The following is a 25,813-nucleotide window of genomic DNA, read 5'->3' as shown; positions in this document are numbered from 1 at the left end:
CCGGAGGAACGTTCTCGGGCGGTGGGCTTACTATCCGGTTCATGACGGTGCCGCCTGAGGAACTCCGAACGGCCGCCCCCTTCCCGCCGATCACGCGGGAGCGGTGGCGCGAGCTGGCGCTCGGTGTTCTGCGCAAGTCCGGGATCGAGACCGGCTCTCCCGAGGAGGCCCTGTCCTCCACGACCTACGACGGTGTGACCATCGCGCCGCTCTACGACGAATCGGATGTTTCCGGTGATCCCGGCCTGCCCGGTTCGGCCCCCTACATCCGGGGCTCGCGTCCCGAGGGCGGCTGGGACGTCAGGCAGCGGCACGAGGTGGCCGACCCCGAGGCGGTCCTCGCCGACCTGGAGAACGGGGTCACCTCACTCTGGCTCGCCCTGGAACCCGAGGACCTGCCCCGCGTGCTCGACCGGGTCTACCTGGAGCTGATCTCGGTCACGCTGGACGCGGGAGAGCGCTCCCGCGAGGCGGCCGAGACGCTGATCGCGCTGGCCGGGCGGAAGGGGATCGCGCCCTCGGAGCTCTCGGGCAACCTGGGCGCCGACCCGCTCCGCGACGCCGGGACCGCCGCCGAGCTGGCCCGGCGCTGCGTGGCGGACTTCCCGGCACTGCGGGCGATCGTGGTCGACGGCACGCCGTACCACGACGCGGGCGGTGGCGACGCCCAGGAGCTCGGCTGTTCGATCGCCGCCGGGGTCGCCGCCCTGCGGACGCTGACCGAGGCGGGCCTGACCGTCGAGGAGGCGTTCGGGCAGCTGGAGTTCCGCTACGCCGCGACCGCGGACCAGTTCCTCACCGTCGCCAAGCTCCGCGCCGCGCGCGGGCTCTGGGCCCGGGTCGCCGAGGTGTGCGGGGCCGGGACGGGCGCGGGACAGCGGCAGCACGCCGTGACCGGCTCGGCCATGATGACCGCCCGCGACCCGTGGGTGAACATGCTGCGCACCACGCTGGCCTGCTTCGCCGCGGGCGTCGGCGGGGCCGACGCGGTCACCGTGCAGCCGTTCGACGCCCGCCTGGGGCTGCCGGACGCCTTCGCCCGCCGCATCGCGCGCAACACCCAGTCGCTGCTCGTCGAGGAGGCGGGGGTGGCCCGGGTGATCGACCCGGCGGGCGGCTCCTGGTACGTCGAGCGGCTCACCGAGGACCTGGCGGGCAAGGCCTGGGAGTGGTTCCAGGAGATAGAGCGCGCCGGCGGCATGGCCGCCGCACTGGAGTCCGGGCTCGTCGCCGACCGGCTCGCCGCCACCTGGCGCGAGCGCTCGGACAACATCGCCCACCGCCGTGACCCGATCACCGGTGTGAGCGAGTTCCCCGACCTCGCCGAACGGATCCCGGTCCGCGAGCCCAGGCCGGGCGGCGCCGGGGGCGTCCGCTACGCCCAGGAGTTCGAGGCGCTGCGTGACCTGGCCGACGCCCAGGAGGTCAGGCCCAGCGTGTTCCTGGCCACCATCGGCCCGGTCGCCGCCCACACCGCCAGGGCGTCGTTCGCGGCCAACCTGTTCCAGGCCGGGGGGATCGCCACGGTCACCGCCCCGGCACGGCAGGCCGCCGACCCCGCCGGGGCCGCCGGGGCCGCCGGGACCGCCGGGACCGCCGGGACCACCGCCGACCCCGCCCTGATCGCCGAGGCGTTCGCCGCCAGCGGCGCGAGGATCGCCTGCCTGTGCTCCAGCGACCGGCTGTACGGCGAGCACGCCGAGGCCGTGGCCGCCGCGCTGCGCGAGGCCGGTGCGAGGAAGGTGTGGCTGGCGGGGAAGGGAGAGTACGCGGGGGTGGACGCCACCCTCTACGCCGGGTGCGACGCCCTCGGTGTGCTCCGTACCACGTTCGAGGACCTGGAGGTGGCTCGATGATTCCCGACTTCTCCGGAATCGGGCTGGCGTCCGAGCGCCCGGCGCCGGACCCGGAGGACTGGGCGCGGGCCGTACGGCGGGCCACCGGGAAGACCCCCGAGGAGCTGGTGTGGGAGACGCCGGAGGGGATCGGCGTCAAGCCGCTCTACACGGCCGACGACCTGGCCGGGCTCGACTTCCCGCGGACCTATCCGGGGGCGGCGCCGTACCTGCGCGGGCCGTACCCGACCATGTACGTCAACCAGCCGTGGACCATCAGGCAGTACGCCGGGTTCTCGACCGCCGAGGAGTCCAACGCCTTCTACCGGCGCAACCTCGCCGCGGGGCAGAAGGGCCTGTCGGTCGCCTTCGACCTGGCGACCCACCGCGGCTACGACTCCGACCACCCGCGCGTGGCCGGTGACGTGGGCATGGCGGGCGTCGCCATCGACTCCATCTACGACATGCGGCAGCTCTTCGACGGGATCCCCCTCGACCGGATGAGCGTGTCGATGACCATGAACGGCGCGGTGCTCCCGGTGCTCGCGCTCTACATCGTGGCCGCCGAGGAGCAGGGGGTGGCGCCCGAGCAGCTGGCGGGGACCATCCAGAACGACATCCTCAAGGAGTTCATGGTCCGCAACACCTACATCTACCCGCCGGGCCCGTCGATGCGGATCATCTCCGACATCTTCTCCTACACCAGCGAGCGGATGCCCAAGTTCAACTCGATCTCGATCTCCGGGTACCACATCCAGGAGGCCGGGGCCACGTGCGACCTGGAGCTGGCCTACACCCTCGCCGACGGCGTGGAGTACCTCAGGGCCGGTGTCGAGGCGGGACTGGACATCGACAGGTTCGCGCCGCGGCTGTCGTTCTTCTGGTGCATCGGCATGAACTTCTTCATGGAGGTCGCCAAGCTGCGCGCCGCCCGGCTGCTGTGGGCGCGCCTGGTGTCCGGGTTCGGGGCGAAGAACCCCAAGTCGCTGTCGCTGCGCACCCACTCGCAGACCTCGGGCTGGTCGCTCACCGCCCAGGACGTCTTCAACAACGTCGTGCGCACCTGCGTCGAGGCGATGGCCGCGACCCAGGGACACACCCAGTCGCTGCACACCAACGCCCTCGACGAGGCCCTCGCCCTGCCGACCGACTTCTCCGCCAGGATCGCCCGCAACACCCAGCTGCTGCTGCAGCAGGAGTCCGGCACCTGCCGGGTGATCGACCCCTGGGGCGGCTCCTACTACGTCGAGCGGCTCACCCACGAGCTGGCCACCAGGGCGTGGGCGCACATCGAGGAGGTCGAGGCCGCGGGAGGCATGGCCAGGGCGATCGACCAGGGCCTGCCCAAGCTCCGCATCGAGGAGGCCGCCGCCCGCACCCAGGCCCGCATCGACTCCGGGCGCCAGCCGGTCATCGGCGTCAACAAGTACCGTCCCGACGCCGACGAGCCCATCGAGGTGCTCAAGGTCGACAACAGCGCGGTCCGCGCCCAGCAGCTCGACAAGCTCCGCCGCCTGCGCGAGGAGCGGGACGCCGGGGCGGTGAACCAGGCGCTGGAGGCGCTCACCAAGGGCGCGGCGGGCGACGGCAACCTGCTCGCGCTGGCCGTCGAGGCGGCGCGGGCCAAGGCCACGGTCGGGGAGATCTCCGACGCCCTGGAACGGGTGTTCGGCCGCCACGCCGGCCAGATCCGCACGATCTCCGGTGTCTACCGCGAGGAGGTGGGATCCGGCGTGGACGAGGTCCGTACGGCCTGCGCCGAGTTCGAGCGCCTTGAGGGCCGCCGCCCCCGGATCCTGGTGGCCAAGATGGGGCAGGACGGCCACGACCGGGGACAGAAGGTGATCTCGACCGCCTTCGCCGACCTCGGCTTCGACGTGGACGTCGGCCCGCTGTTCCAGACGCCGGAGGAGGTCGCCCGCCAGGCGGTCGAGGCCGACGTGCACGTGGTCGGGGTCTCCTCGCTGGCCGCCGGTCACCTGACGCTGGTCCCCGCCCTCCGCGAGGCGCTCGCCGAGCTGGGCGCGGACGACGTCATGATCGTGGTCGGCGGCGTCATCCCGCCGGGCGACTTCGACGAGCTGCGCGCGGCCGGGGCGTCGGCGATCTTCCCGCCCGGCACCGTGATCGCCGACGCCGCCAGGGGCCTGGTCGCCGATCTGCTCACCCGGCTGGGCCATGCCGCGGACGCTTGAGGACTACGTCCAGGGGGTCAAGGAGGGCTCGCGGGTGTGGATCGCCCGTGCGATCACGCTGGTCGAGTCCTCCCGGGCCGACCACCGCGAGCTCGCCCAGCGGGTGCTGGCCGAGCTGACCCCGCTCGCGGGCCGGGCGCGCAGGGTCGGCGTCACCGGCGTGCCGGGGGCCGGCAAGTCCACGTTCATCGACGCGCTCGGCGTGCGCCTGACCGGGCGGGGGCACCGCGTCGCCGTGCTCGCCGTCGACCCGTCCTCCACCAGGACCGGCGGCAGCGTCCTGGGGGACAAGACCAGGATGTCCCGCCTGGCCGCGGAGCCCGGCGCCTTCATCCGCCCCTCGCCGACCTCGGGCACGCTCGGCGGGGTCGCCAAGGCGACCCGCGAGGCGATGGTGGTGGTCGAGGCGGCGGGATACGACGTGGTGCTCGTCGAGACCGTCGGCGTCGGCCAGTCGGAGACCGCGGTCGCCGACATGGTGGACACCTTCCTGCTGCTCGCCCTGGCCAGGACCGGCGACCAGCTGCAGGGCATCAAGAAGGGTGTGCTGGAGCTCGCCGACGTGATCGCGGTCAACAAGGCCGACGGCCCGCACGAACTGGAGGCCAGGAAGGCGGCCAGGGAGCTGGCCGGGGCGATGCGGCTGCTGCGCTCGGAGCGCACGGTGCCGGTGCTCACCTGCAGCGGCCTTGAGGGGACCGGCCTGGACGAGCTCTGGGAACAGGTCGTCCGGCACCAGGACGCCATGGCGGTCTCCGGCGAGCTCGACGCCCGCCGCCGCCACCAGCAGGTCGGGTGGACCTGGGCGCTGGTGACCGAGCGGCTGCTGGCCGGGCTCCGCGAGCACCCGCGGGTCGCCGAGATCGCCGCCGAGGTCGAGCGGGAGGTCCAGGAGGGCGGCCTGACGCCCTCTCTCGCCGCCGACCGTCTCCTGGACGCCTTCGGGCGCTGAAGCCCCGCCCGGCCGGGCTCGGGCGCTGAGCCCCGCCCGGCCGGGCCGAGTCTCCGGCCCGGCCGGGTCCCGCCTCCGCGTGCCGTATTCCGTGCCGGACGGGACCGTATTCCCTGCCGTGTCGTGCGGCACCCGTCGCGCTGCGTGACCATCCGTGGGAACTGGTTTGCGAATTCTGACTACATTACATGAATACTTGATTAATAAACTGATTCATCATAGTTATCGTAAAACTATTATCCGGCCACGCGCTTGATCGCCCCCTATCGATCATGTGATACTTCGCCCAAAGGGTTACGAAAGTCGTAATAAAGCACCTTTAGATACGCAACTGTGAGAGGGCGCATGGCGAGGCGCGGGAAGATCCCGGAGGGGCTGCCGGTCGACCGGCCCTGACCGTTTCCCGTGTGGGGCAGGCCACAACGGCGTGGCTCGATCCCTGATTGCACCCCCGCCGTCCCGGCGTCGCCGAGGGCGGTGGTCACGCTGCGTAGGTTCGCGTCACGCGAGGTGGGAGAACGTAGCGATGTCGATCGACGCGACCGCCGGAGTGCTCCGGCGGAACGGAACGGTCCCGGTTCACCGCACACTGTCCGGGCTGCTGAGAGATCCGGTGAACGCGCTGGCCGAGATGGGCAGGAGGGCCGGCGGAGAGATCGTCCGCCTGAGACTGGGCCCCCTGCGTCCCTACCTGGTGACCCACCCCGACCACGTCCAGCAGGTGCTGAGGTCCGACTGGACGAACTACCGCCGCGAAGGCATGTTCTGGCGTCCCCTGCGCCGCATGATCGGCGCCAGCGTCCTCGGCGAGGACGAGCCGTGGGAGTCCAGCAGGAAGATCCTGCAACCCCTCTTCACCAGGCGGTACATCGACTCGATCGCCGGGGAGATGGCCGGGGTGATCAACGCGCGCGTCGCGGAGCTGGACGAGTACGCCCAGGCCGGACAGCCCATCGACGTCATGGAGGAGATGTCCAGGATCGTGAACCGGGCCGTCCTCAGGGTGCTGTTCGGCGACAGGATCACCCGCGAGGAGGGCGAGCGCCTCGCCCCCGCCTACGACACGGCCGCCACCTCGATCAACTTCCGGCTGCTCATGCCGTTCATGCCCTACTCGGTCCGGGTGCCCGGGGACCGGGCCTTCATGAAGGCCGTCAGGACGGTGGACGACGTGGTGTTCCCGGTGATCCGCAGGGCGCGGGCCGACCACGGCGACGGCCTCGACGTCATCTCCGCGCTCTGCCGGGTCGGGGAGGAGGACGGGACGGGGATCGACGACCGCCAGATCCGCGACAACCTCGTCAGCGTCTACGGCGCGGCCTCGGAGTCGACGGCCATGACCCTGACCTGGCTGTGGCCGATCCTGCAGGACCACCCGGAGGTCGCGGCCAGGCTCCGCGAGGAGGTCGACCGCGTGGTCGGCGCCGGGCCCGCCGTACCCGGGCATCTTCCCGAACTGCGCTACACGCGCATGGTGCTGCAGGAGCTTCTGCGTCTCTACCCGGCGGGCTGGATCTTCCCCCGGATGGCGACGAAGTCCGCCGAGGTCGGCGGCGTGCGCGTCAAGGCGGGCGCGCAGGTGCTGATCAGCCCCTACGCCACGCACCGGCTGGACGCGTTCTGGGACCGCCCGCTGGAGTTCGACCCCGAGCGGTTCGCCCCCGACGCGCAGGAGCGCAGGCACAGGTACTCCTACTTCCCCTTCGGCGGCGGTCCGCACCAGTGCCTGGGCAGGCATCTGTTCGACGTCGAGGCGCCCCTCATGGTCGCCGCGATCATGAGCCGGTTCCGTCCCGAGGTCGTCACCGCCGGGCCGATGACGCCGTTCCCCGCCGCCTCGCTGAGGCCTCGCGAGAAGGTCATGCTGAACCTCGTCCCCCTCCGGAGCGCCCCGGGCGTGGCGGCGTGACGGGCGCCACCGGTCCCACGCCGCCCCCGGCCACGGAGTGCGGGGCGATCTGCGCCGTCGCCGGGCAGTCCCAGCGCGGCATGCGCAGCTGGGCGGCCGCCTACCCCGGCCTGTTCTCGGCCAGGCCGTTCGACGACGCCCTCTACAGCACCCTGTCGCTGGCCATGGCCTTCAGCGGGCCCCGGTTCACCGCCGAGCGGCTGCAGATGGCCAACAAGGTCTGCCTGTGGGCGTTCGGGCTGGACTGGCTCATCGACTACGTCGCCACCTCCGCGCGGGAGGTGGACGACATCGTGCGGCGCTGCCTGGAGGTCGCCGACGGCGCCTCCCCCTCCGAGGGCGACGACCTCACCCTGATGCTCGCCGCCATCCGCGACGAACTCGCCGCCGCGCCCGCCTTCCCCGTGCTTGGGCCGCTCTGGCGCGAGGAGCTGCGCCGGATGCTGGAGGCGATGCTGGTGGAGTGGCACTGGAAGGCGGGGAAGGTCACCCCGACGTTCGAGGAGTATCTCGGCAACGCCGACAACCTCGGATTCTCCTTCGCCTTCGCCTCCCACTGGCTCTACACCGCCGGCGGCGACGTCACCGGCGACGTCACCGGCGACCTCGGCCGGGTCACCGAGGCCTACCGGGCGGTGCAGCGGGTGATCCGCCTCCTCAACGACCTGGGCACCTACGAGCGCGACGTGACCTGGGGCGACCTCAACGTGCTGCTGCTCGGCCTCACCCGCCCCGAGGTCGAGCGGCACGTCGCCGAGCTCGCGGCCCGGAGCCGGGAGCTGATCGCCCCGCTGCGGGCCGACGACCCCGAGCAGGCGGACTACCTCGAGCGGCAGATGGACTTCTGCGCCGGTTTCTACCAGGTCACCGACTACTGGGGAACGCTGTGAGCGTCGACGACCTCCTCATGCCCGGTACCGCCCAGCAGCCTCCCGACCTGGGGCGGCGGTTCAGGGAACGGGCCGCGGGCGCGGTGCTCGCGGACACGGCGCGAAAGGCGGGTCCCGCGGCGATCGACGTGGCCGGGGAGGCGCGCGAGCTGGTCGCCGGGCTCCTGGCCGACCCCTGGGGCCAGGTCTCCCCGTCGGCGTACGAGACCGGCCGGCTGGTGAGCCTGGCCCCGTGGCTGACCGGGCACGCCGAGCGCGTCGAGTTCCTGCTGGCCGCCCAGCGGCCGGATGGCACCTGGGGCGGGCCGGGCGGATACGCGCTGGTCCCCACCCTCGGCGCGACCGAGGCGCTGATCGCGGAACTGCGCCGCCACGGCCCCCGTCCCGGCCGCCACGAGGTGGCCGGGGCCGCGCGGCGGGGACTCGACGCCCTGCGCGGGCGGCCGGACGGATCCGGCATCCCCGGTTTCCCCGGTCTCTCGGCGTCCGGCCCGCGCGACCTGCCCGACATGCCGGCGATCGAGCTCATCGTGCCCGCGCTGACCGCCATGATCAACGGGCATCTGGAAGCGATGGGCGAGTGGGAGCCGCTGACGCTCCCGGCGGGCATGGACGGCGCGAAGCTGTCGGCGATCCGGGCCCGGCTGACCTCGGGCGCGGCGGTCCCGCAGAAGGTGCTGCACGCGCTGGAGACGGTCGGGGAGGCCGCCGCCGGAGCCCCGGGGGTCGTGCCGACCCCGATCCCGGACCTGGCGGAGACCGGCGCGGGGGAGACGGCCGGCGCGGTCGGCGCCTCGCCCGCCGCCGGTGCCGCCTGGCTCGGCGCCGGGGGAGCCGGTGACACGGGTTCCCCCGTGCGGCGATATCTGGAGGCGGTCGCCGGCAGGTACGGCGGCCCCGTGCCCTGCGCCACCCCCGTCGCGGCCTTCGAACGGGGCTGGGCGCTGAGCTGGCTGCGGCGCGCGGGCGTCCCCGTCGCCGTGCCGGAGGAACTGGTGACCGGCCTGGACGCCGCGATCGGTCCCGGCGGCTCGGCGGCGGGGCCGGGGCTGCCGCCGGACGCCGACACCACCTCCGTCGCCCTGTACGCGTTGGCGCTGCTGCGGGTCCCGCGCGAACCGGACAGCCTGTGGGAGTACGAGACCGAGACCCACTTCTGCACCTGGCAGGGGGAGGAGGGGGCCTCGCCGACGGTCAACGCGCACGTGCTCGACGCCTTCGGCGAGTACGCGCGCCTGGCCGCGGGGGCCTCAGGGGTGGTCCGATCCAGGGGCGTGCCGTCGGGGGCGGAACCCTCCCCGGCGGTCCGGTCCGGGGCCGTGACCTCGGAGGCTGCGCCGTCCGGAGCGGTGTCGCGCTACACCGCGGCCGTGGGCAAGCTGTCCGCCTGGCTGCGCGGCCGCCAGCGAGCCGACGGAAGCTGGTCCGACCGCTGGCACGCCTCGCCGTACTACGCGACGGCCTGCTGCGCGCTCGCCCTGGAGGACTACGGCGGCGAGGAGTCGGCGGACGCGGTGCGCGCGGCCGTCCGGTGGCTGCTGGACACCCAGCGGGAGGACGGCTCCTGGGGACACCGGGCGGGAACGGCGGAGGAGACGGCGTACGCCCTGCAGACCCTGCTCCTGACGGCCCCGGCGGGACGGCCGGAGCCGGTGCGTCCGGCCGCCGGTGCGTCCGGACGCGCGGACGCCGCGGGCGACCGGCGGCGCGAGACGGCCGTGGCACGCGGGTACCGCAGCCTGCTGGCCTCCGTCACCGGGCACGGCGAGCCGGTCGAGGCTCCGGCGCTCTGGCACGACAAGGACCTGTACTTCCCGGCGGCGATCGTCAGGGCCGCGATCCTGGGCGCACTGCACCTGGCGCGGCGGGCATTGTCCCAGCCCGCCCCCCATGCTCTGTCCCGCATCCCATCCCGTGGGATGTACCGCACCCCGTTCCGTGTGCCGTCCGCCACATCGGCGACGGCGCCCCTCTCCCCGCCGGTCACGCAGCCGTCCTCCACGGCGCCCGCCGCGATGTCCCCGGTGTCCTCTTCTGTGTCTACTTCGCCCTCCTCGGCCTCCTCCTCCATGGCCGGGCGGCGCATATCCGATAACGGACGGTAACCGTAATTGACTACAGAATTTTCATCTGCGAAAAGGGATGGTGGCCACATCCGGTCAATGTTGTCTTGAGTGTAATTGGCGACATTGCTAAGGTTCTCCGGGTGCCATGCTGGACGCCGTCAACCGGTGCAATGTGGCGTCGATTTATTCACACACATTAATCATCGTGAAACATAATGTGACTTTCTTTCACTTTTGCCAGGATGGGTGCTATGCGGTTGCGCAATGCGCGTTTGCGGACCAAGGTTACGGCACTGCTGGTGTCACTTATCGCCCTGTGGATCTTCACTGCGTGGGTCACCGTACGTGAAGGTCTGAACATGCTGGGCGTCGCCAGGCTCGACACGGGCATCGCCGAGCCGAGCGAGCGCCTCCTGGTCGAGTTGCAGAACGAGCGCAGGCTCAGCCTGGCCTATCTCGGCACCCCGGGACCGGCCCGTCAGCAACGTGAGGCACTGGGCGCCCAGCGCAGGCGCACAGAGGAGGCCGACGAGAATTTCCGGACCCTCGCCGGCGGCTCCGACGTGCGGCTGCTGGGAACCGCCGCCCTCCAGCGGCGCGTCGACGAGATGTTCCGGAAACTGGACGGCCTGCGGGCGGGCCGCAAGGGCATCGACACGGGAACGGTCGACCGGATCCGCGCGGCGGACACCTTCACCGACGTCATCGACTCCCTGTACCGCATCTACGACTCGATGGCGACGCTCGACGACGCCGGCATCGCCAAGGACACCCGGACGATCATCCAGCTGAGCCGGGCCAGGGAGGTCTTCTCTGAGGAGGACGCCCTGGCGACCGGCGGCCTGGCCGCGGGCCGCCTGACCGAGAGCGAGCGCGCCCTGTTCGCCCAGACCGTCGGAACCAGGCGCTTCCTGTTCCAGGAGACCCTCGCCGAGCTGCCCGCCGCCGACCGCGAGGTCACCGAGCGGCTGGCCGCCAGTGAGCCCTTCACCCGGTTGCGCGCCGTGGAGGACCGGCTCATCCGGGGCGGCCTCGCCGAGCCCGTCGACGCCAGGCAGTGGGCCGCGGCCTCCCAGCCCGTGCTGGCCAAGCTCCAGGAAACGGTGCTGAACGCCGGAAACGGGGTCGTGGAGCGGGCGCGGCCGGTCGCGGTCGGAGTGATCGTACGGCTCTCGCTGGCCGGTGGCCTCGGACTCCTGGCCGTCATCGCCTCCATCGTCCTGTCCATCACCACCGCGCGGGCCCTCGTCCGGCAGCTCGACAAGCTCCGGGTCGCGGCCTGGGAGCTGGCCAACGAGCGGCTGCCCTCCGTGGTCGAGCGGATCGGTCACGGGCAGGAGGTGGACGTCGCGGCGGAGGCGCCCCCGCTGGAGTTCGGCAACGACCAGATCGGCCACGTCGGCCAGGCGTTCAACGCCGTGCAGCGCACCGCCGTCAAGGTCGCGGTCGAGCAGGCGCAGCTGCGGCGCGACATCGCCGACATCCTGCGCAACCTCGCCCGCCGCACCCAGTCGCTCGTCCACCGCCAGCTGAGCGTGCTGGACGTCATGGAACGCAGGGAGAACGACCCGCAGGAGCTCCGCGACCTGTTCAGGCTCGACCACCTGGCGACCCGCATGCGGCGCTACGCCGAGAACCTCCTCGTGCTCTCGGGAGCCTCGCCGGGACGCGCCTGGCGCGACGCGGTGCCGATGATCGACGTGGTCCGCGGCGCGCTGGCCGAGATCGAGGACTACACCCGGGTGGACGTGCTGCCGCTGGGAGAGGTCGCGCTGGACGGCCGCGCCGTCGGCGACGTCATCCACCTGATCGCCGAGCTGGTCGAGAACGCCGCCTCCTTCTCCCCGCCCTACACCACGGTGCAGGTCAGCGGCTACGCCGTGGCCCACGGGCACGCGATCGAGATCGAGGACCGGGGCCTGGGCATGAGCCCGGAGGACATCGCGGCGGCCAACGAGCGGATCGCGAACCCGCCCGAGCTCAAGCTGTCGGGCAACGCCCGTCTCGGGCTGTACGTGGTCAGCCGCCTGGCCGAGCGGCACGAGATCCGGGTGACGTTCAAGGCCTCGCCGTACGGGGGCACGACCGTCGTCGTGCTGATCCCGCAGGAACTGGTCGAGGAGCAGGTGGAGCCGGAGGCCGTCCCCGGCGTGGCCGTGCCGCAGCCGCGCGCGGTGAGCGCCGGCGCGCTGGCGGCGGGAGCCTCCGCCGGAGCCCGTGACCGGGGCGCGGATCCGCTGGGAGTCGCCGGAGGCAGGCCGGCGGACAGGAGGGAGAGGGCCATCGACGAGTCCGCCGGTACGCCGCCCCCCGCGCGGCGGGAGGTGACACGGGAGGTGACACGGCCGGTCACCGGCCCCCGGATGCCCGGTGGTCCCGGTGGTCCCGGTGGTCCTGGTGGTCACGGTGCCTCCGGCGACCACGACGACCCCCTCGCCGCGCTGCCCCCGATCATGCCCGCGCCCGACAGCAGCCACACGCCCGGCGGCCTGCCGCGCCGGGTGCCGCAGACGCACCTCGCGGCGCCGCTGCAGGAGGACGCGCCGGTCTCGCGCGAGCCCGACCCCGACGACGTGGACGAACGCTCCCCGGAGACGATCCGCGCGGCCATGGCCTCCTTCCAGGAGGGCACGCGCCGCGGCCGCTCCGACGCCGCCCAGTTGCTGGACGAGGAGGGTGAGCGCGCCGACGAGGGCAGATCCCACGTGTGACGCCGGTGACGATCTCGATTCGCGCGCTCCGGCCCCGGCGCGGACGAGCCGCCAGAAGCCCAGGACCGAACACCCCGCGGCAGAAAGAGGGACAACGAGTGGTGCAGGGAACAGGATCTTTCACCGACCTGGCGTGGCTGCTGGACGACCTGGTGGCCCGCGTGGGGGAGGCCGAGCACGGGATCGTCTTCTCCACCGACGGTCTGCTGCTGGCGACCTCGGCGGAGTTCGACCGCTCCGACGCCGAGCACCTGGCGGCCGTCGGATCGGCGATCCAGAGCCTCGGCAAGGGGGTCAGCGAGCGCGTCAACGGCGGCGCGGTGCGCCAGACCATCATCGAGATGCGCTCGGCCTATCTGATCGTGACCGCGGCCGGGCAGGGCGCCTGCCTGGCGGTGCTCTGCACGAACGAGGCCGACGTCGGTCTCGTGGCCTACGAGATGGCCATGCTCGTCACCCGGGTCGGCCAGTACCTCATCTCGCCCGCCAGGAACACGGAGTCCGCCAAGGACGAAGTCCCGCGATGACCCCCTTCGACGAGCGATCCGACACGCAGTGGGTGGGTGAGGAGGCCGGGCCGATCGTACGGCCCTACGTCCTGACGCGCGGCAGGACCGAGCCGACGCGTGGCAGATTCGACCTCATCACGCTGGCGGTGAGCGTCCGTTCCACCCCGGGGAGGGAGTCCGGGCTCGATCCCGAGTGCCTGTCCATCGTGAGGCTCTGCCAGCAGCCGCAGTCGGTCGCGGAGATCGCCGCGTACACCAACCTTCCGGCAGGCACCGTCCGTGTCCTGCTCAGCGACCTGCTCGACCAGGGGTTCATCGCCCTGCAAGAGCCTCAGACGGAGACTGACATGCACGACGAGAGGCTGTACAGGGCGGTGCTCGATGGACTCCGTGCGCTCTAGCCGCGACGCCGGACGCGTCAGGCTGCCCAAGGCGATCAAGATCCTGGTGGCGGGCGGCTTCGGCGCCGGCAAGACGACGCTGGTCGGCGCGGTCTCCGAGATCCAGCCGCTGAGCACCGAGGAGACCCTCACCGACAGGGGCGTCGGGGTCGACGACCTGTCCGGGGTCGAGGCCAAGCAGACCACCACGGTCGCGATGGACTTCGGCCGCATCACCATCGGCGAGGCCTACCGCCTCTACCTCTTCGGGACACCGGGACAGGAGCGCTTCTGGTTCCTGTGGGACGAGCTGGCCCTGGGCGCCCTGGGCGCGGTCGTCATCGCCGACACCCGCAGGCTCGCCGACTGCTTTCCGTCCCTGGACTACTTCGAGCGGCGCCAGACGCCCTTCGTCGTCGCGGTCAACTGCTTCGACGGAGCCCGCCTCTACGGCCTCGACGAGGTACGGCTCGGCCTGACCCTCCACCCCGAGGTCCCGATCGTGCTGTGCGACGCCCGGCAGCGGGAGTCGGGCAAGAAGGTGCTGATCGCGCTGGTCGAGCACGCGATGAGGATGCGCCTGGGCGCGAAGGCGCCCGCCGGGGACGGCTCGCCCCGCTGAGCAGGCCCGCCGGAGGCGGACGGGACGGGCACGGGTACAGGCACGGCCGTGTGCCGCCTGGCGTGGCCCCCCGAGGAACCGCGGGGCGTGCTCGCTACTCTGGCCTGCGTGATGTACCGAACGTGGGGTGTCGCGCTGCTGCTGGTCGCGCTGGTCACGGGATGTGGTGCCGGAAGAGCCGTCTACGACTTCGGCGTGGTCGTGCACGGAGGCGTCGGCAAGACCGTCGACGTGCGCCTCTCCCCGGGCAAGCGCTTCTCGCTCGCCGTGGAGGACAACGCCTCGGCGGGGGACGAGTGGCGGCTGGCGGCCCTGCCGGACGTCAAGGTGGCCTCGTTCATCAGCGAGGAGCACCAGGAGGGCGAGGGCGCGAGCGGGACGCGGTACTTCGTCTTCAACGCCAAATATCCCGGCACGGCCACCGTCACCCTCTCCGACTGCAGACGCTGCCAGGACGGGAAGGCCCCGTCGGGTGAGACGGGCGCGCCCGGTTCGGGGGATGCGATCTTCCAGATCACCGTCTCCTGACCCGCGTCGGCCGGCGCGGTCCGCTCGGATCGATCCACCCCGCTCCGGCCCACTCCGGCTCACCCCGGCCCGGTTCGGCCCGGTCCGGTTCGGCCTCGGACAGGCGAATCCTCGCGGCCGCGGGTTCCGGCGGGTGGCCGCTCCGTCCGCGGGGATGCGAGGCTGGGGGGCATGAATCGCTTGTCTGAGGTCGATCTGTCGCAGAAGTTGTCCAAGCAGGAGGCCACCGGGCGGCTCGACGCCGCGCTGGAGCGTCTGCTGCGCCTGCGGCTCCTGCTGGGCGGGCAGATCGGTGAGCGGCGCATAGGGCCGCCGCTGTGCGTGGTGTTCGAGGGATGGGACGCCTCCGGAAAGGGAGGGGCCATCAAGAGGCTGGTGCGCCCGCTCGACCCCAGGCACGTGCGGGTCGCCCAGTTCGCCGCGCCGACCTACGACGAGAAACGGCACCACTTCCTGTGGCGCTTCTGGCCGGTACTGCCGGGCTGGGGCGGGATGACCGTCCTCGACCGTTCCTGGTACGGACGGGTGCTGGTCGAGCGCGTCGAGGGGTTCGCCACCGAGGAGCAGTGGTCCCGGGCCTACGAGGAGATCGTGGAGTTCGAACGGACCCTGGTCGCCGAGGGCATGATCATGGTCAAGTTCTGGATGCACGTCTCCGAGGGGGAGCAGCTGCGGCGCTTCGAGGACCGGGCGGGTGACCCGCTGCGGGGCTGGAAGCTCACCGACGAGGACTGGCGCAACCGCGACAAGCGCCCGCAGTACGAGGCCGCCGTCGAGGAGATGCTCGCCCGCACCGACCGGCCGGGCGCGCCCTGGCACATCGTCGCGGGAGACGACAAGCGCTCCGCCCGCGTCACGGTCGTGGAGACGGTGTGCGCCGCGGTGGAGGCGGGGCTGCTCGCCCAGGGACACGACCTGAGCGGCCTCGGGCCCGACCCGGCCCTGGCCTCCCACTGAGCGCGTTCACCGGGCCGGGAGGCCGGGGGGCCGGGTTCACAGGTCCAGGCCGGAGCCGCCGAAGCGGTCCCTGAGGAAGCGGCCCTGGTCGCGCAGGGCCTGTTCGTCGCCCCTGTGCACGGCCTCGGCCACCTCGCGCAGCTTGGCGTCCAGCAGGTCGAGCTGGGCCAGCAACTCGTCGTGGGCGCTGCGTTCGCGCTCGGAACGGCGGTTGAGGGCGTAGGAGCGGGGCAGGTTGGCGTAGGCCTCCAGGCTGGAGGGAAGGTAGTCGCGGATCGTCTGGGAGACGATGTACAGGTGGTCGGGGGAGGTGGTCAGCACCTCCGCCCGGTCCAGGACACCGTCGAGGACGTCGGCCAGGCCGCCCACCTTGGCCCGCACGTCCTCGGGGAAGCGCTGCGAGCCGTCCACCTTCCGCAGCAGCGCCTCGAGGTCCGTCCGCAGCCGGGCGGTCTCGACCTCGGCGTGGGAGACGGCCAGCCGGACCCGGTCGGGCGGGGTCAGCAGCGCGCCGACGCCGTACAGGCCGACGACGACCACCGGCCAGAACATGCCCGCCAGGCCGAGGAAGTGCGCCCCGAAGCCGGCCAGGGCCAGGACGCAGCCGACGATGTTCCTGGTGGAGCCGAGATATCTCAGCACCCGCTCAGCCGACATGACCGCGCCCGTCGCCGAACAAGCCGCAGTGCTCGTCGCGGTGTCCGCCGCAGTGTCCGCCGCGGTGTCCGCCGCAGTGCTCGCCGCGGTGTCCGCCGCCGGGCCGCGTCCCGGCGCGCGCGGGGCGCGCGGGACGGGACGCGCGGTGCTCACTGGTAGCCACGGATCTCCTTGAACGCCGAGGCCAGCGACCCGCTGCGGGCGTCGAAGACGGCGCCCCCGGTCAGCGTGGCTATCCTCTTCATCTCGTCGACGTCGCTGTCGCCGAACAGCACGACGAACGTCCTGATCTGCCGCTGCGCCTCGGGCAGCGCCCCGTAGAACGTCTCGAAGTCGGAGTAGGAGCTGCCGTTGGTGTTCTCGCCGTCGGTCATCAGCACGACCGAGGTGTAGTGGCCCTGCCCGGACGTCGCGGCCTGCTCGTAGGCGGTGCGCAGCCCGTCGAAGATCGCCGTTCCGCCGCTCGCCTGGAGGCCGTCCGCGTAGGACTTGATCTCCGTCAGGACCGGCTGCGGATCCCGCTCGGGAAGCGTGAACGAGCGGGGCGAGCCGGCCGTGTCGTTGAACGGGATCATGACCACGTTCTCCCTGTTGCGGAACCGGGAGAACGTGCCGGAGGCGGAGGTGTCGGCGCCGGTGAGGGCGGTCAGCGCCTGGCGCAGCGACTCGATCCTGTCGCCGCCCATCGATCCCGAGGTGTCCAGCACGAACAGCGCCTGCGAGGGGACGCGCACCTCGTCGAGGTAGGCGGTGATCAGCCCGTCGGCGACGCTCCTGCGGTTGGGGAAGGGCAGCTCCAGCAGCGGGGCCGTGCCGAACTCCGGACCCGGCCTCACCCCGGGGACGATCGGCCGCCGGTGGGTGACGGACATGATCTCGCGCTGTCTCTCGGGGGTCCGCAGCCAGGCGGTCAGCTTGGCGTACAGCTCCTTCTTCTCCGGCGTGGCCGAGGCGAGCAGGGTCAGCGGGTAGTCGGCGGTGACCACGCCGTCGCCGGGATAGATCAGGGACATCCCCTTCAGGCCGAGCAGCACCGACTCGTAGTTCACGATGCCGTCCACCTTCCCCTCCCGGGTGTAGGCGTCGGCCAGCCAGCCCGAGGAGCCCGAGGTCAGCCGCTGGGCGGAGAAGAACTCCTTCAGCTTGGGCGTGACCGCGGTGACCTGCTGGGCGCTCAGCGCCCCGTCGGCGTCCGACAGCGCGGCGGCCACCCCGACCAGCGCGGAGAAGCCCGAGTTCGAGGAGGCGGGGTTGGTCATGCCGAAGGTGAAACGGCCCTCGCGGGCGGCGGTCGCGATCTGCTCCCAGGTGACCGGCCGGCCCTCCCAGCCGAGCTCTCTCGCCTTGGCGGTCTTGAGGCCGAGCAGTACGGGGGAAGACATGATCTTGGTCTCGGTGGACAGCCGGGCCGTCGCGCCGTCGATCAGCGCCAGGTAGCGGTTGGAGGAGAACCAGATCGCGTCGTAGGAGGCGGCCGCGCGGCCGGAGGCCACCTGCTCGGCGCCGTCCAGGGTGCCGGTGTAGGAGATCTTCACCTTCACCCCGGACTCCCGGAGCATCGGCTCCATGTCCTTGACCTCGCTTCCGGCCAGCACCCGCAGCACGTCGGGGCCGTCGGCAGGGACGTCGTCGGAGGAACAGGCCGTCAGCGCGGTCAGGGCGGGCAGCGCGAGCAGTGCCAGCGCCACCGCCGTCCGCCGTACGGCCGGGCCGCCCGCCCGGCGCGGCGACGGCGGCAGGAGGCGGGAGAGGAGGGAGAAGGGCCGGGATCCGCTCACGAACCGGCCTCCGCGCGCTCCAGGTAGGTCTTGGCGTGCGTCAGCTCCGTGCTCAGGCTCTCCACGGTGACGGCCATGCTCTCCACGGCCTGCGACCTGAAGCTGTCGATCATGTCCATGGTGGAGTAGACGTTGTCGAAGGCCTTGCGCAGTACGTCCATGTCGACGGTGGTCGAGGCCGCCTGGTTCTGGATCGCCCCGGCCTGGGTGCGCAGCATCTCGCTGGTGGCCAGGATCAGGTCGCTGGTCGTCGCGTTGAGCGCGGTGATCTGGTCGAGCACCAGCTTCTGGTTGGCCAGCGCCTGGGCCACCGTCACCGCGGTGCGCAGCGCGGCGATCGTCGTGGTCGTGGCGCGGTCCACGCCCTTGATCAGCTCCTGGTTGTTCTTGCGGACCAGGTCGAGGGCCAGGTAGCCCTGCACGGAGACCGCGAGCTGGGTGAGGATGTCCTGGTGCTTCTGCCGTACGGCGAACAGGGCGTCGGAGCGCAGCGCGGTGGCCCTGTCGGGATCGGCGGCGTCGAGGGCGAGGATGCGGTCCTCGATCGCGGCGTCGAGCGCCGCGGCCATCACGGCGTACTCCTGCAGGCGGAGCATCGCCTCCCACAGGTTGGCCTTCTCGCCCTCGATCGCGGCGTTGTCCTTCATCAGCTCGTCCTGGCCCGACTTCAGCGCCTTGATGATGTCGTCGAGGTGCTTCTGGGCGGACTGGTACTTGGCGAAGTAGTCGCGGAGCCGGTCTCCGAACGGGATGAGCCCGAGCAGTTTGCGCGTGCCGCTCGCCGCCTGCTTGGGGTCGAGGTCGACCACCGTACGGCGCAGCGCGACCAGTTGGCCGGCCACCCGCACCTGGGCGTCGGCCCCCTCGCCCTTGGCCGCGGCGAGGGCGGCCACCGGGCGCTTGAGCATCCGGTTGGCCACCTGGGAGGCGGAGCGGATCTCGGTGTCGCCCATCGAGGAGATGTCGTGCACCTTGCGCGTGAAGTCCGGCGCCCGGTGGTCCAGCGTGGCCAGTTCGGCGGCGAACTGCTGGGCCTTGGCGGAGAGTTCGCTCTCGCGCCCGTCCGGCAGCGGCAGCATGGTGGCCGCCTTCTCGGCCGGCACGGCCGCCACCGGTGCGGGCGGGGTGAGGGTCAGTTCGCTCTCGGCCACGTCAGGGCCCTCCTTCGGTCTGCGGCACGGCGCCGCTCGCGTACAGCCGATCGATGTTCGTGATGAGCCCCTCCAGGTGCTCGTACGTCGGGGGCTCGACCACGTCCACCAGGTCGCGCGCCGCCGGGGCCTTGTACCGGGCGACCAGGTCGGCGAAGGCCTTGGGATCGGCGGTGCGGAAGCCGTACCGCGCGGCGAGGCCCCTGAGCTCGGGGTCCTCGGTCAGCAGGCGCCCGACCTCGGCGGCCTTCGGCGTGAAGGGCACCAGGGTGTGGCTGCTCAGCACGGTCGGCGAGGGGTAGAGCAGTCGCATCTCGGGCCGGATCGAGCCGTCGCCCGCGAAGACGTGGGACAGGTACTGGGCCTCGTAGATCATGACCATCGGCGTCTTGCCCGACCCCATGACCAGGTAGTCGTCGAAGGGGGCCTCGGAGGACGACTGCGAGTAACCCTGGTCGAGGAAGATCGGCGCCACCGCCCCGGCGGCCTTGGAGACCTGGGCCGAGGTCTTGACCACGTCGTCGCCGTTGGCGACGTAGCTGGTGATCGCCAGGTACATGGCCGCGGAGTTGGAGGTCCTGACGTCGGTGGTGGTCAGCAGCACCCGCTTGCGCGCCGGATAGGCGGTGTTGCCGGGAAGCTTGTCCCAGCGGGTGCCCTTGGCGACCAGGTCCAGGTACTTGGCGACGTCGAACACCTGGTGACCCTGGCCCGAGTCGCGCACCAGGCCCGCCTTGGTCAGCAGATCGGCGATCGGCTGGAAGGTCGCGATCGCCATGGGGGAGTAGAAGGGGGAGAAGGTCGTGGCGACCTTCCGATCTTTCTTGATTTTTTCGGCGGCGGGAAGGCTGGAGGGAAAGGCGAACGCGTAGTCGTCGAGTTTCACCTCGGTCGCGATCTGCCGGGATCCGGCGGTGTCCACCTCGACCCGCAGTCCGTGCTTCGCGAACACCGCGCGCACCCGGGGATCGTCGAAGAAGGGTTTCTTCTCCGAGCCGATCACGCCCCGTACCGTGGTCAGTGCGCCTCCGCCGCCTCCGCCGCCTCCGCCGCCGTCGCCCCGGTTGCCCAGGACGACCGCCACCACGACTGCGGCGCCGAGCAGCAGCGCGAGAACGATGCCGATCGACCGTTTCATTCCACCCCATTTCTATGGATAGCCCCTCTTGTTGGAATTATTGGGAGGGTGTGAAACGGACGCGCGCCGGATGTCGGAGTAGACGGCAAAATTAAGATCATGTTCACGTGTTCGTCATTTGAGGGGGGCGCATGCGGCTGAGGTCCTGGCTGAGCGCGCTGGACCGGCGGGTGTTCGCGGCGGTCGCGGACGCGAGATTGCCGGGCCTTGAGCGGTTCCTGCCCGCCCTGTCGCGCGTGGCGGACAACTCGCTGCTGTGGGCCGGCATCGCCGGAGGGTGCGCGGTCAGCGGGCGCGGGCCGCTGCGCCGCGCGGCCACCCGCGGGCTGCTGGCGATCGGCCTGGTCAGCCCGCTGGTGAACCTGGTCGGCAAGCAGATCTTCGGCCGGTCGAGACCGTCTCCGGAGGGGTTGCCGCTGGTCAGGCTGATCAAGACGCCCGCGTCCACCTCGTTCCCGTCCGGGCACTCGGCCTCGGCGGCCGCCTTCGCCACCGCGGTGGCGATGGAGGCGCCCCTCGTCGTCACCCTCCCCGTCGGGCTGCTCGCGGCGGGGGTCTGCTTCTCCCGCGTCTACACCGGTGTTCACTATCCGGGCGACGTGCTCGCGGGAGCCGGGATCGGCGTGGCGACCGGGCTGCTGACCCGGCGGCTGTGGCCTGGTCTCGAACAGGGCGGAACCCCGCCACGGGAGGACTGATCGGTTTTTTCATGTTTGACGGGCTGTGATCACGCGGCGATAGTGGGGCAGGTGACTGCCCCCCGACTGATCTCATGCGCCGTGGTCACCATGATGGCCTTGAGCGCCTGCACCTCCATCGGCTCCGGCGACCCCGTGGTCGGCGGCCCCACCGCGGGCGGCGTGGTGGGGGCCGGCACGGGAACGGGCGCGCCGCCCGGAGCCACGACCCCGAACGGTGTCCCGACCGCGATGGAGCTCACGGCCGAGGCATACCGGGCCGAGCTCGACAGGGCGCGCGGCCCCATCCGGGACGCGCTCAAGAAGCTGGACGCGACCGGCGGCAAGGGACTCGACGAACGGCTCGAACAGACGGTCGCCACGATGAGGAACGCGCTGTCCGGGCTGGAGATCCTGGTTCCGCCGACCGCGGTCAAGGCCCAGCACGGAAACTACGTCGGCACCCTGAGGGGGCTCACCGACGCGCTGGCCGACGCCCGGGAGGACGTGCGGGTGCAGGACCTGTGCACCGGCCCCGCCGTCCTGACGGGGGTCGAGGAGATCGGGAAGATCACCCCCCTGCGTGACAGCGCGGGCGCACTGGCCGAGCAGGGCGACTATCCGACCGACGTCGTCCCCGTCAAGGTCGGCGGGGAGAAGTCCCGCCGCCTGCGCAACGGCGCCTTCATCAAGTCGGAGGGCCGTCCGGGGCGGGCCTACCTGGAACTGAGGAACGGCAACAACCGGGACGCGGTCGTCGTGCTGGTGCGCGGCAAGAAGAAGGCGATCACCGTCTACGTCCGCAAGAAGTCCAAGTTCAAGATCCACGGGGTGCGGGACGGGAAGTACGAGATCTTCTACACCCTCGGCGTCGACTGGGACTCCAGGAACCGCAGCTTCACCCGCTCGTGCTCCTTCGAGCAGTTCGGCAAGTCCATCCGGTTCAAGACGATCCACACCGCGAGGCAGATCCGCTGGAACGACTGGACCCTCACCCTCAACGCGGTCGCGGGCGGCACCGTACGGCCCAAGCACCTCAAGCCGAACGACTTCCCCCGCTGAGCCCCCCTCCGGGGGCGGAGCGCGGGCGGGTCCCGCCGGGGAGGCCGGGAACGCGAAGACCGCGACCCCGTCGCGAGATCGCGGTCCCGGTGTCCCCCGGCCCGATCGGGCCGGGCGAGAGGGATCAGCTGGAGAACAGCATGCCGACCCAGCTGCGGCGGTGGTGGCCGTAGTGGCCGTGGTGCGGCGCGCCCCAGGCGGGAGCCCCGTGGTGCATCGGCGGCGGCGGCGGAGGCGGCGGCGGGGGAGCGGCGTGGTGCTGCTGGGACCACTGGCTCTCCATCCGGGTCAGCGTCTCCAGCTCGCCGTAGTCCAGGAAGATGCCGCGACAGCCGTCGCACTGGTCGATGTGGACACCGTTGCGCTCATAGGTGCGCATGTTGCCCCGACACTTCGGGCACTGCATCTGGCCGATCTCCTTGTCCTGGGTTGCGTTTGAGGTAACCACAACCTACTGCGTGGGCACACTATGGCAGGCGCTTCGGAACTGGACAATCCTTTGACAGGTGTCGACAAGCACCTGTTCGACGTCATCCAGCGGCCGTTCCTCCCGCTCGGCGTTCGCCACCGCCGCCGCGGTGAGCTGCACGGTCATCGCCTGGGCGGGGAGGTCCAGCCGCTCCCACGGGTCGCCGTTCGCGCCGGCGGCGAATCCGCCCGCGGCGCGGTAGGCCCCCAGGAAACGGTGCCAGACGTCGGGGGCCAGCAGCCCGGCCGCGAACCAGGCGGCGGGCCTGGCCAGGTCCCAGGCGGGATCGCCGATCCCCAGGTCGTCGACGTCGATGAGGATCCACTCGCCCCGGATCCTGACCAGCTGGCCCATGTGCCAGTCGCCGTGGGTCGTGGAGCCGCGGCCGGTGTCCGCCCCCGCCCCCGCCCCCGGGACGGGCATGGGCAGGCAGGCCAGGGCCCGGCGCACGACGCGCTCGGCGGCGGAGCCGCTCCTCAGGCGGGCGACCATCGCCGTCACCCGCGCGGGCCCGCCGGCCTCGGGCAGCGGCGGCAGCGTCCGCGCCGGCACGGCGTGCAGCCCGGCCAGCAACCGCGCCGCGGCCTCCCAGGGAGCCGCGTCCGGGGCGGTGTGGTCCACCGGGGTCCCCGCGGGCCACACGGTGACCAGCCGGTCGCCGACGACCCGGACCTCCTCGGTCACGGGTTCGAGCATGATCCCGCGCAGCGCCGGATGCCCGACGGCCCGCATCCGCCCGGCCAGCGGCGCCTTCTCCGAGCCGGGGGCGTGTGCCTTGACCACGACCTCCCCGGCCCGCACGATGACCACGTCGGGGCGGGTGGGCACCACCTCCGCCGGGGCCGCGCCGTAGCCGGCGGCGATGCGGCGGAGCTCGTCGATCAGGTCGTCGCTGTCGCTCATCCGGCAAGTGAACCACTGATCGCGGCCCTGTCGCGCGGGCACATAAAGTGCATGTCATGAGGATCGGATTCGCGGTGCCCGTCTCAGGCTCCTGGGCGACCCCGGGCAACATGGTGCGGGTGGCCCGCAGGGCCGAGGAGCTCGGCTATCACGAGGTGTGGACGTTCCAGCGCCTGCTGTACCCGCAGGGGCACTCGATGGGGCCGGTCTACCGCAGCGTGCACGATCCGGTGGTGACGCTCGCCTATCTGGCCGGGGTGACCGACCGCGTCCGGCTCGGCGTCGCGGTGCTCAACATGCCCTTCGCCTCGCCGGCGATGCTGGCCAAGCAGCTGACCAGCCTGCAGGCGGTCTCCGGCGGCCGCCTCGACGTCGGGCTCGGGCTGGGCTGGATGCCGGAGGAGTTCGCCGCCTCCGGGGTGTCCTTCGAACGGCGGGGGCGGCGCGGCGAGGAGTTCATCCACGTGCTGCGGCGGCTCTGGTCGGAGGAGACGGTCGAGCACAAGGGCGAGTTCTACGAGCTGCCGCCCGTGCACCAGGATCCCAAGCCGCCGACGCAGCCGCCCATCCTGCTCGGCGGGAGCGCCGAGGTGGCGCTGCGGCGCGCCGGGCGGCTGGCCGACGGCTGGATCAGCTCCAGCCGAGAGGACCTCGACCGCGTCGACGAAAGAATCTACATTGTAAAGGAGGCGGCCCGGGCCGCGGGCCGCGATCCCGAGGCGCTGCGCTTCGTCACCCGCGGGGTCACCCAGATCCGCCCGGCGGGGGCGGCCGGGCGCGTCCCGCTGACCGGCTCGTTCGAGGAGATCCGGCAGGACGTGGCCGGGCTGGAGGCCAAGGGCGTCACCGACGTCTTCCACGACCTCAACTTCGATCCGCAGATCGGTTCGCCGGACGCCGACCCCGGGGAGTCGATGCGCAGGGCGGAGGCCGCGCTTGAGGCTCTCGCACCTTGACCTGGAGTTCACCCTCGCGCCTTGACCAAGCGTTTAGTTGGATAGGGGTATGAGGGAACGAGAGATCGCGGACCGGTTGGAGATCGGTGACCTGCTCGCCAAGTACGCCTACGCCGTCGACACCGGAGACTGGGCACGACTCGACCTCGTGTTCACCCCGGACGCGATGATCGACTACACCGCGGGGGGCGGCGTCAGGGGCACCCGCGACGAGGTGCGGCGCTGGCTGGCCGAGACGCTGCCGCACTGGCCGGGGCGGCAGCACCTGATCGGCGCGACGGTCGTCAGGTTCGTGGGGGACGAGGCCGTGGTCACGGCCTCGTTCACCGCCACGCTCGCGCCGTCCAGGGACGCGCTTCCCGCCGGTGCGGCCGGGTTCGTCCAGTACGGCGGGTGGCACCACCACCGCATGGTCCGCACGCCGTACGGCTGGCGCAGCGAAGAACTCGTCGAGGAGCGGGCCTGGCAGGCCGGGCACCGGGCGCGCTGACCGCCCGCCTTCACCGTGCGCGCGTCCCCCGGTCCCGCAGGCGGGCGGGGCCAGGCCAGGCCTCCGGGCGGGCCTGACGGCATGTGGCCGCTGCCGAACCTGTCATCCTTGTTGTCGTGTCTGTCGTATATGCCGGACCGGAACACGGGGGAACGGTGAAAGAGCGCAAGCCGATCGAGTGCTGGCTGTCGGACATGGACGGGGTCCTCGTCCACGAGGGACATCCCGTTCCCGGTGCCGATGAGTTCGTCCGCCGCCTGCGCGAGTCCGGTAAACGGTTCCTCGTCCTGACCAACAACTCCATCTACACCCCGCGCGACCTGTCCGTACGGCTGCGCGCCGCCGGCCTCGAGATCCCCGCCGAGGCGATCTGGACCTCGGCCCTGGCCACGGCGAAGTTCCTGGACGGCCAGCGCCCCGGCGGCTCGGCGTACGTGGTCGGCGAGGCGGGGCTGACCACCGCACTGCACGAGGCCGGTTACGTCCTGACCGACATCGACCCCGACTACGTGGTGCTCGGCGAGACGCGCACCTACAGCTTCACCCAGATCACCCGGGCCATCCGGCTGATCGAGGCGGGCGCCCGCTTCATCGCGACCAACCCCGACCCGGTCGGCCCCTCCGGTGAGGGCTCGCTGCCCGCCTGCGGCGCGGTCGCGGCGATGATCACCAAGGCGACCGGTGTGGAGCCCTACTTCGTCGGCAAGCCCAACCCGATGATGATGCGCAGCGCGCTGCGGGCCATCGAGGGCCACAGCGAGACCACCGCCATGATCGGCGACCGGATGGACACCGACATCGTCTCCGGCATGGAGGCGGGGCTGCACACGATCCTGGTGCTCAGCGGCGTCACGACCAAGGAGCAGGTCGACCGCTACCCCTTCCGCCCGTCCCAGGTGGCCGACTCGGTCGCCGACCTGATCGATCTGATCGACGACGGTACCTGACAGGGGCTGTCACCCGCCGCTGCGAGAGTGC

23 protein-coding genes are annotated in these 25,813 nt (G+C 71.8%); 17 read left to right on the top strand and 6 right to left on the bottom strand.

Going from position 1 to position 25,813, the window contains the following annotated elements; all coding sequences use genetic code 11:
- Positions 1 to 41: 41 nt before the first annotated feature.
- The 12 genes from AB0N02_RS10700 to AB0N02_RS10645 all read left to right on the top strand — a co-directional run bounded on the left by AB0N02_RS10700 (position 42) and on the right by AB0N02_RS10645 (position 15,554).
- Positions 42 to 1,856 (top strand): methylmalonyl-CoA mutase family protein, encoded by a 1,815-nt coding sequence (locus tag AB0N02_RS10700; RefSeq protein ID WP_363944740.1) that lies wholly within the window; start codon positions 42 to 44, stop codon positions 1,854 to 1,856.
- Complete coding sequence (gene scpA, locus AB0N02_RS10695) at positions 1,853 to 4,030, top strand: methylmalonyl-CoA mutase (RefSeq protein WP_363944738.1); 2,178 nt, start codon at positions 1,853 to 1,855, stop codon at positions 4,028 to 4,030. Before AB0N02_RS10700 ends, scpA begins: the two co-directional genes overlap by 4 nt.
- Positions 4,014 to 4,982, top strand: a complete 969-nt coding sequence (meaB, locus tag AB0N02_RS10690; protein WP_363944736.1) for a methylmalonyl Co-A mutase-associated GTPase MeaB — start codon at positions 4,014 to 4,016, stop codon at positions 4,980 to 4,982. Before scpA ends, meaB begins: the two co-directional genes overlap by 17 nt.
- A gap of 526 nt (positions 4,983 to 5,508) precedes the next feature.
- On the top strand, positions 5,509 to 6,891 hold the full coding sequence (locus AB0N02_RS10685) for a cytochrome P450 (RefSeq protein ID WP_363944734.1): 1,383 nt from the start codon (positions 5,509 to 5,511) through the stop codon (positions 6,889 to 6,891).
- Entirely contained in the window at positions 6,888 to 7,781 is an 894-nt protein-coding gene (locus AB0N02_RS10680) for a terpene synthase family protein (protein ID WP_363944733.1), read from the top strand. Before AB0N02_RS10685 ends, AB0N02_RS10680 begins: the two co-directional genes overlap by 4 nt.
- A complete protein-coding gene (locus tag AB0N02_RS10675; protein ID WP_363944731.1) occupies positions 7,778 to 9,886 on the top strand; it encodes a prenyltransferase/squalene oxidase repeat-containing protein in 2,109 nt (702 codons plus the stop codon). The genes AB0N02_RS10680 and AB0N02_RS10675 overlap by 4 nt, the downstream gene beginning before the upstream one ends.
- A 233-nt stretch (positions 9,887 to 10,119) precedes the next feature.
- Positions 10,120 to 12,558 (top strand): nitrate- and nitrite sensing domain-containing protein, encoded by a 2,439-nt coding sequence (locus AB0N02_RS10670; RefSeq protein ID WP_363944729.1) that lies wholly within the window; start codon positions 10,120 to 10,122, stop codon positions 12,556 to 12,558.
- A 98-nt stretch (positions 12,559 to 12,656) separates the two neighbouring features.
- Positions 12,657 to 13,085: a roadblock/LC7 domain-containing protein gene (locus tag AB0N02_RS10665; RefSeq protein ID WP_363944727.1), complete on the top strand. Its 429-nt coding sequence runs from the start codon at positions 12,657 to 12,659 to the stop codon at positions 13,083 to 13,085.
- On the top strand, positions 13,082 to 13,468 hold the full coding sequence (locus AB0N02_RS10660) for a DUF742 domain-containing protein (protein ID WP_363944725.1): 387 nt from the start codon (positions 13,082 to 13,084) through the stop codon (positions 13,466 to 13,468). The genes AB0N02_RS10665 and AB0N02_RS10660 overlap by 4 nt, the downstream gene beginning before the upstream one ends.
- A complete protein-coding gene (locus tag AB0N02_RS10655; RefSeq protein ID WP_363944723.1) occupies positions 13,449 to 14,069 on the top strand; it encodes an ATP/GTP-binding protein in 621 nt (206 codons plus the stop codon). Before AB0N02_RS10660 ends, AB0N02_RS10655 begins: the two co-directional genes overlap by 20 nt.
- A 111-nt stretch (positions 14,070 to 14,180) precedes the next feature.
- A complete protein-coding gene (locus AB0N02_RS10650; protein WP_363944897.1) occupies positions 14,181 to 14,597 on the top strand; it encodes a protease inhibitor I42 family protein in 417 nt (138 codons plus the stop codon).
- A 171-nt stretch (positions 14,598 to 14,768) separates the two neighbouring features.
- Entirely contained in the window at positions 14,769 to 15,554 is a 786-nt protein-coding gene (locus AB0N02_RS10645; RefSeq protein WP_363944721.1) for a UDP-galactose-lipid carrier transferase, read from the top strand.
- A 36-nt stretch (positions 15,555 to 15,590) separates the two neighbouring features.
- Here AB0N02_RS10645 and AB0N02_RS10640 read toward each other — a convergent pair whose 3' ends face one another.
- From AB0N02_RS10640 to AB0N02_RS10625, 4 genes are read right to left on the bottom strand one after another with little or no spacing between them, the layout of a single operon-like run.
- A complete protein-coding gene (locus AB0N02_RS10640) occupies positions 15,591 to 16,364 on the bottom strand; it encodes a hypothetical protein (RefSeq protein WP_363944720.1) in 774 nt (257 codons plus the stop codon).
- Complete coding sequence (locus AB0N02_RS10635; protein ID WP_363944718.1) at positions 16,361 to 17,989, bottom strand: VWA domain-containing protein; 1,629 nt, start codon at positions 17,987 to 17,989, stop codon at positions 16,361 to 16,363. Before AB0N02_RS10635 ends, AB0N02_RS10640 begins: the two co-directional genes overlap by 4 nt.
- The gene (locus tag AB0N02_RS10630) at positions 17,986 to 19,140 is read right to left on the bottom strand and encodes a toxic anion resistance protein (RefSeq protein ID WP_363944716.1); all 1,155 of its coding nucleotides are present in this window, start codon (positions 19,138 to 19,140) and stop codon (positions 17,986 to 17,988) included. The genes AB0N02_RS10635 and AB0N02_RS10630 overlap by 4 nt, the downstream gene beginning before the upstream one ends.
- A 1-nt stretch (position 19,141) precedes the next feature.
- On the bottom strand, positions 19,142 to 20,278 hold the full coding sequence (locus AB0N02_RS10625; protein ID WP_363944714.1) for a hypothetical protein: 1,137 nt from the start codon (positions 20,276 to 20,278) through the stop codon (positions 19,142 to 19,144).
- Between the two features lie 131 nt (positions 20,279 to 20,409).
- On the opposite strand from AB0N02_RS10625, the gene AB0N02_RS10620 reads away from it, so the two are divergent.
- Positions 20,410 to 20,976 carry a phosphatase PAP2 family protein gene (locus AB0N02_RS10620; protein ID WP_363944712.1) on the top strand — a complete coding sequence of 189 codons (567 nt, stop codon included), beginning with the start codon at positions 20,410 to 20,412 and terminating at the stop codon, positions 20,974 to 20,976.
- 51 nt (positions 20,977 to 21,027) lie between these two features.
- Positions 21,028 to 22,017, top strand: coding sequence for a hypothetical protein (locus AB0N02_RS10615; protein WP_363944711.1), 990 nt, complete (start codon positions 21,028 to 21,030; stop codon positions 22,015 to 22,017).
- A 124-nt stretch (positions 22,018 to 22,141) separates the two neighbouring features.
- Here the strand turns inward: AB0N02_RS10615 and AB0N02_RS10610 are convergent, their stop codons facing one another.
- Both AB0N02_RS10610 and AB0N02_RS10605 read right to left on the bottom strand, forming a co-directional pair.
- The gene (locus AB0N02_RS10610; protein ID WP_363944710.1) at positions 22,142 to 22,423 is read right to left on the bottom strand and encodes a zf-TFIIB domain-containing protein; all 282 of its coding nucleotides are present in this window, start codon (positions 22,421 to 22,423) and stop codon (positions 22,142 to 22,144) included.
- Between the two features lie 45 nt (positions 22,424 to 22,468).
- A complete protein-coding gene (locus tag AB0N02_RS10605; protein ID WP_363944709.1) occupies positions 22,469 to 23,389 on the bottom strand; it encodes a phosphotransferase in 921 nt (306 codons plus the stop codon).
- 56 nt (positions 23,390 to 23,445) lie between these two features.
- On the opposite strand from AB0N02_RS10605, the gene AB0N02_RS10600 reads away from it, so the two are divergent.
- The 3 genes from AB0N02_RS10600 (at position 23,446) to AB0N02_RS10590 (ending at position 25,782) form a co-directional block, all read left to right on the top strand.
- Positions 23,446 to 24,345 carry a TIGR03619 family F420-dependent LLM class oxidoreductase gene (locus AB0N02_RS10600; protein ID WP_363944708.1) on the top strand — a complete coding sequence of 300 codons (900 nt, stop codon included), beginning with the start codon at positions 23,446 to 23,448 and terminating at the stop codon, positions 24,343 to 24,345.
- Between the two features lie 49 nt (positions 24,346 to 24,394).
- Positions 24,395 to 24,835: a nuclear transport factor 2 family protein gene (locus tag AB0N02_RS10595; protein WP_363944706.1), complete on the top strand. Its 441-nt coding sequence runs from the start codon at positions 24,395 to 24,397 to the stop codon at positions 24,833 to 24,835.
- 194 nt (positions 24,836 to 25,029) lie between these two features.
- The gene (locus tag AB0N02_RS10590; RefSeq protein WP_363944896.1) at positions 25,030 to 25,782 is read left to right on the top strand and encodes an HAD-IIA family hydrolase; all 753 of its coding nucleotides are present in this window, start codon (positions 25,030 to 25,032) and stop codon (positions 25,780 to 25,782) included.
- Positions 25,783 to 25,813 lie beyond the last annotated feature (31 nt).

The sequence above is a fragment of the Streptosporangium sp. NPDC051022 genome, from assembly GCF_040683035.1.
Lineage (GTDB): Bacteria > Actinomycetota > Actinomycetes > Streptosporangiales > Streptosporangiaceae > Streptosporangium.
Note: the sequence above shows the minus strand (reverse complement) of the source record. Positions and strands in the feature narration are given on the sequence as shown.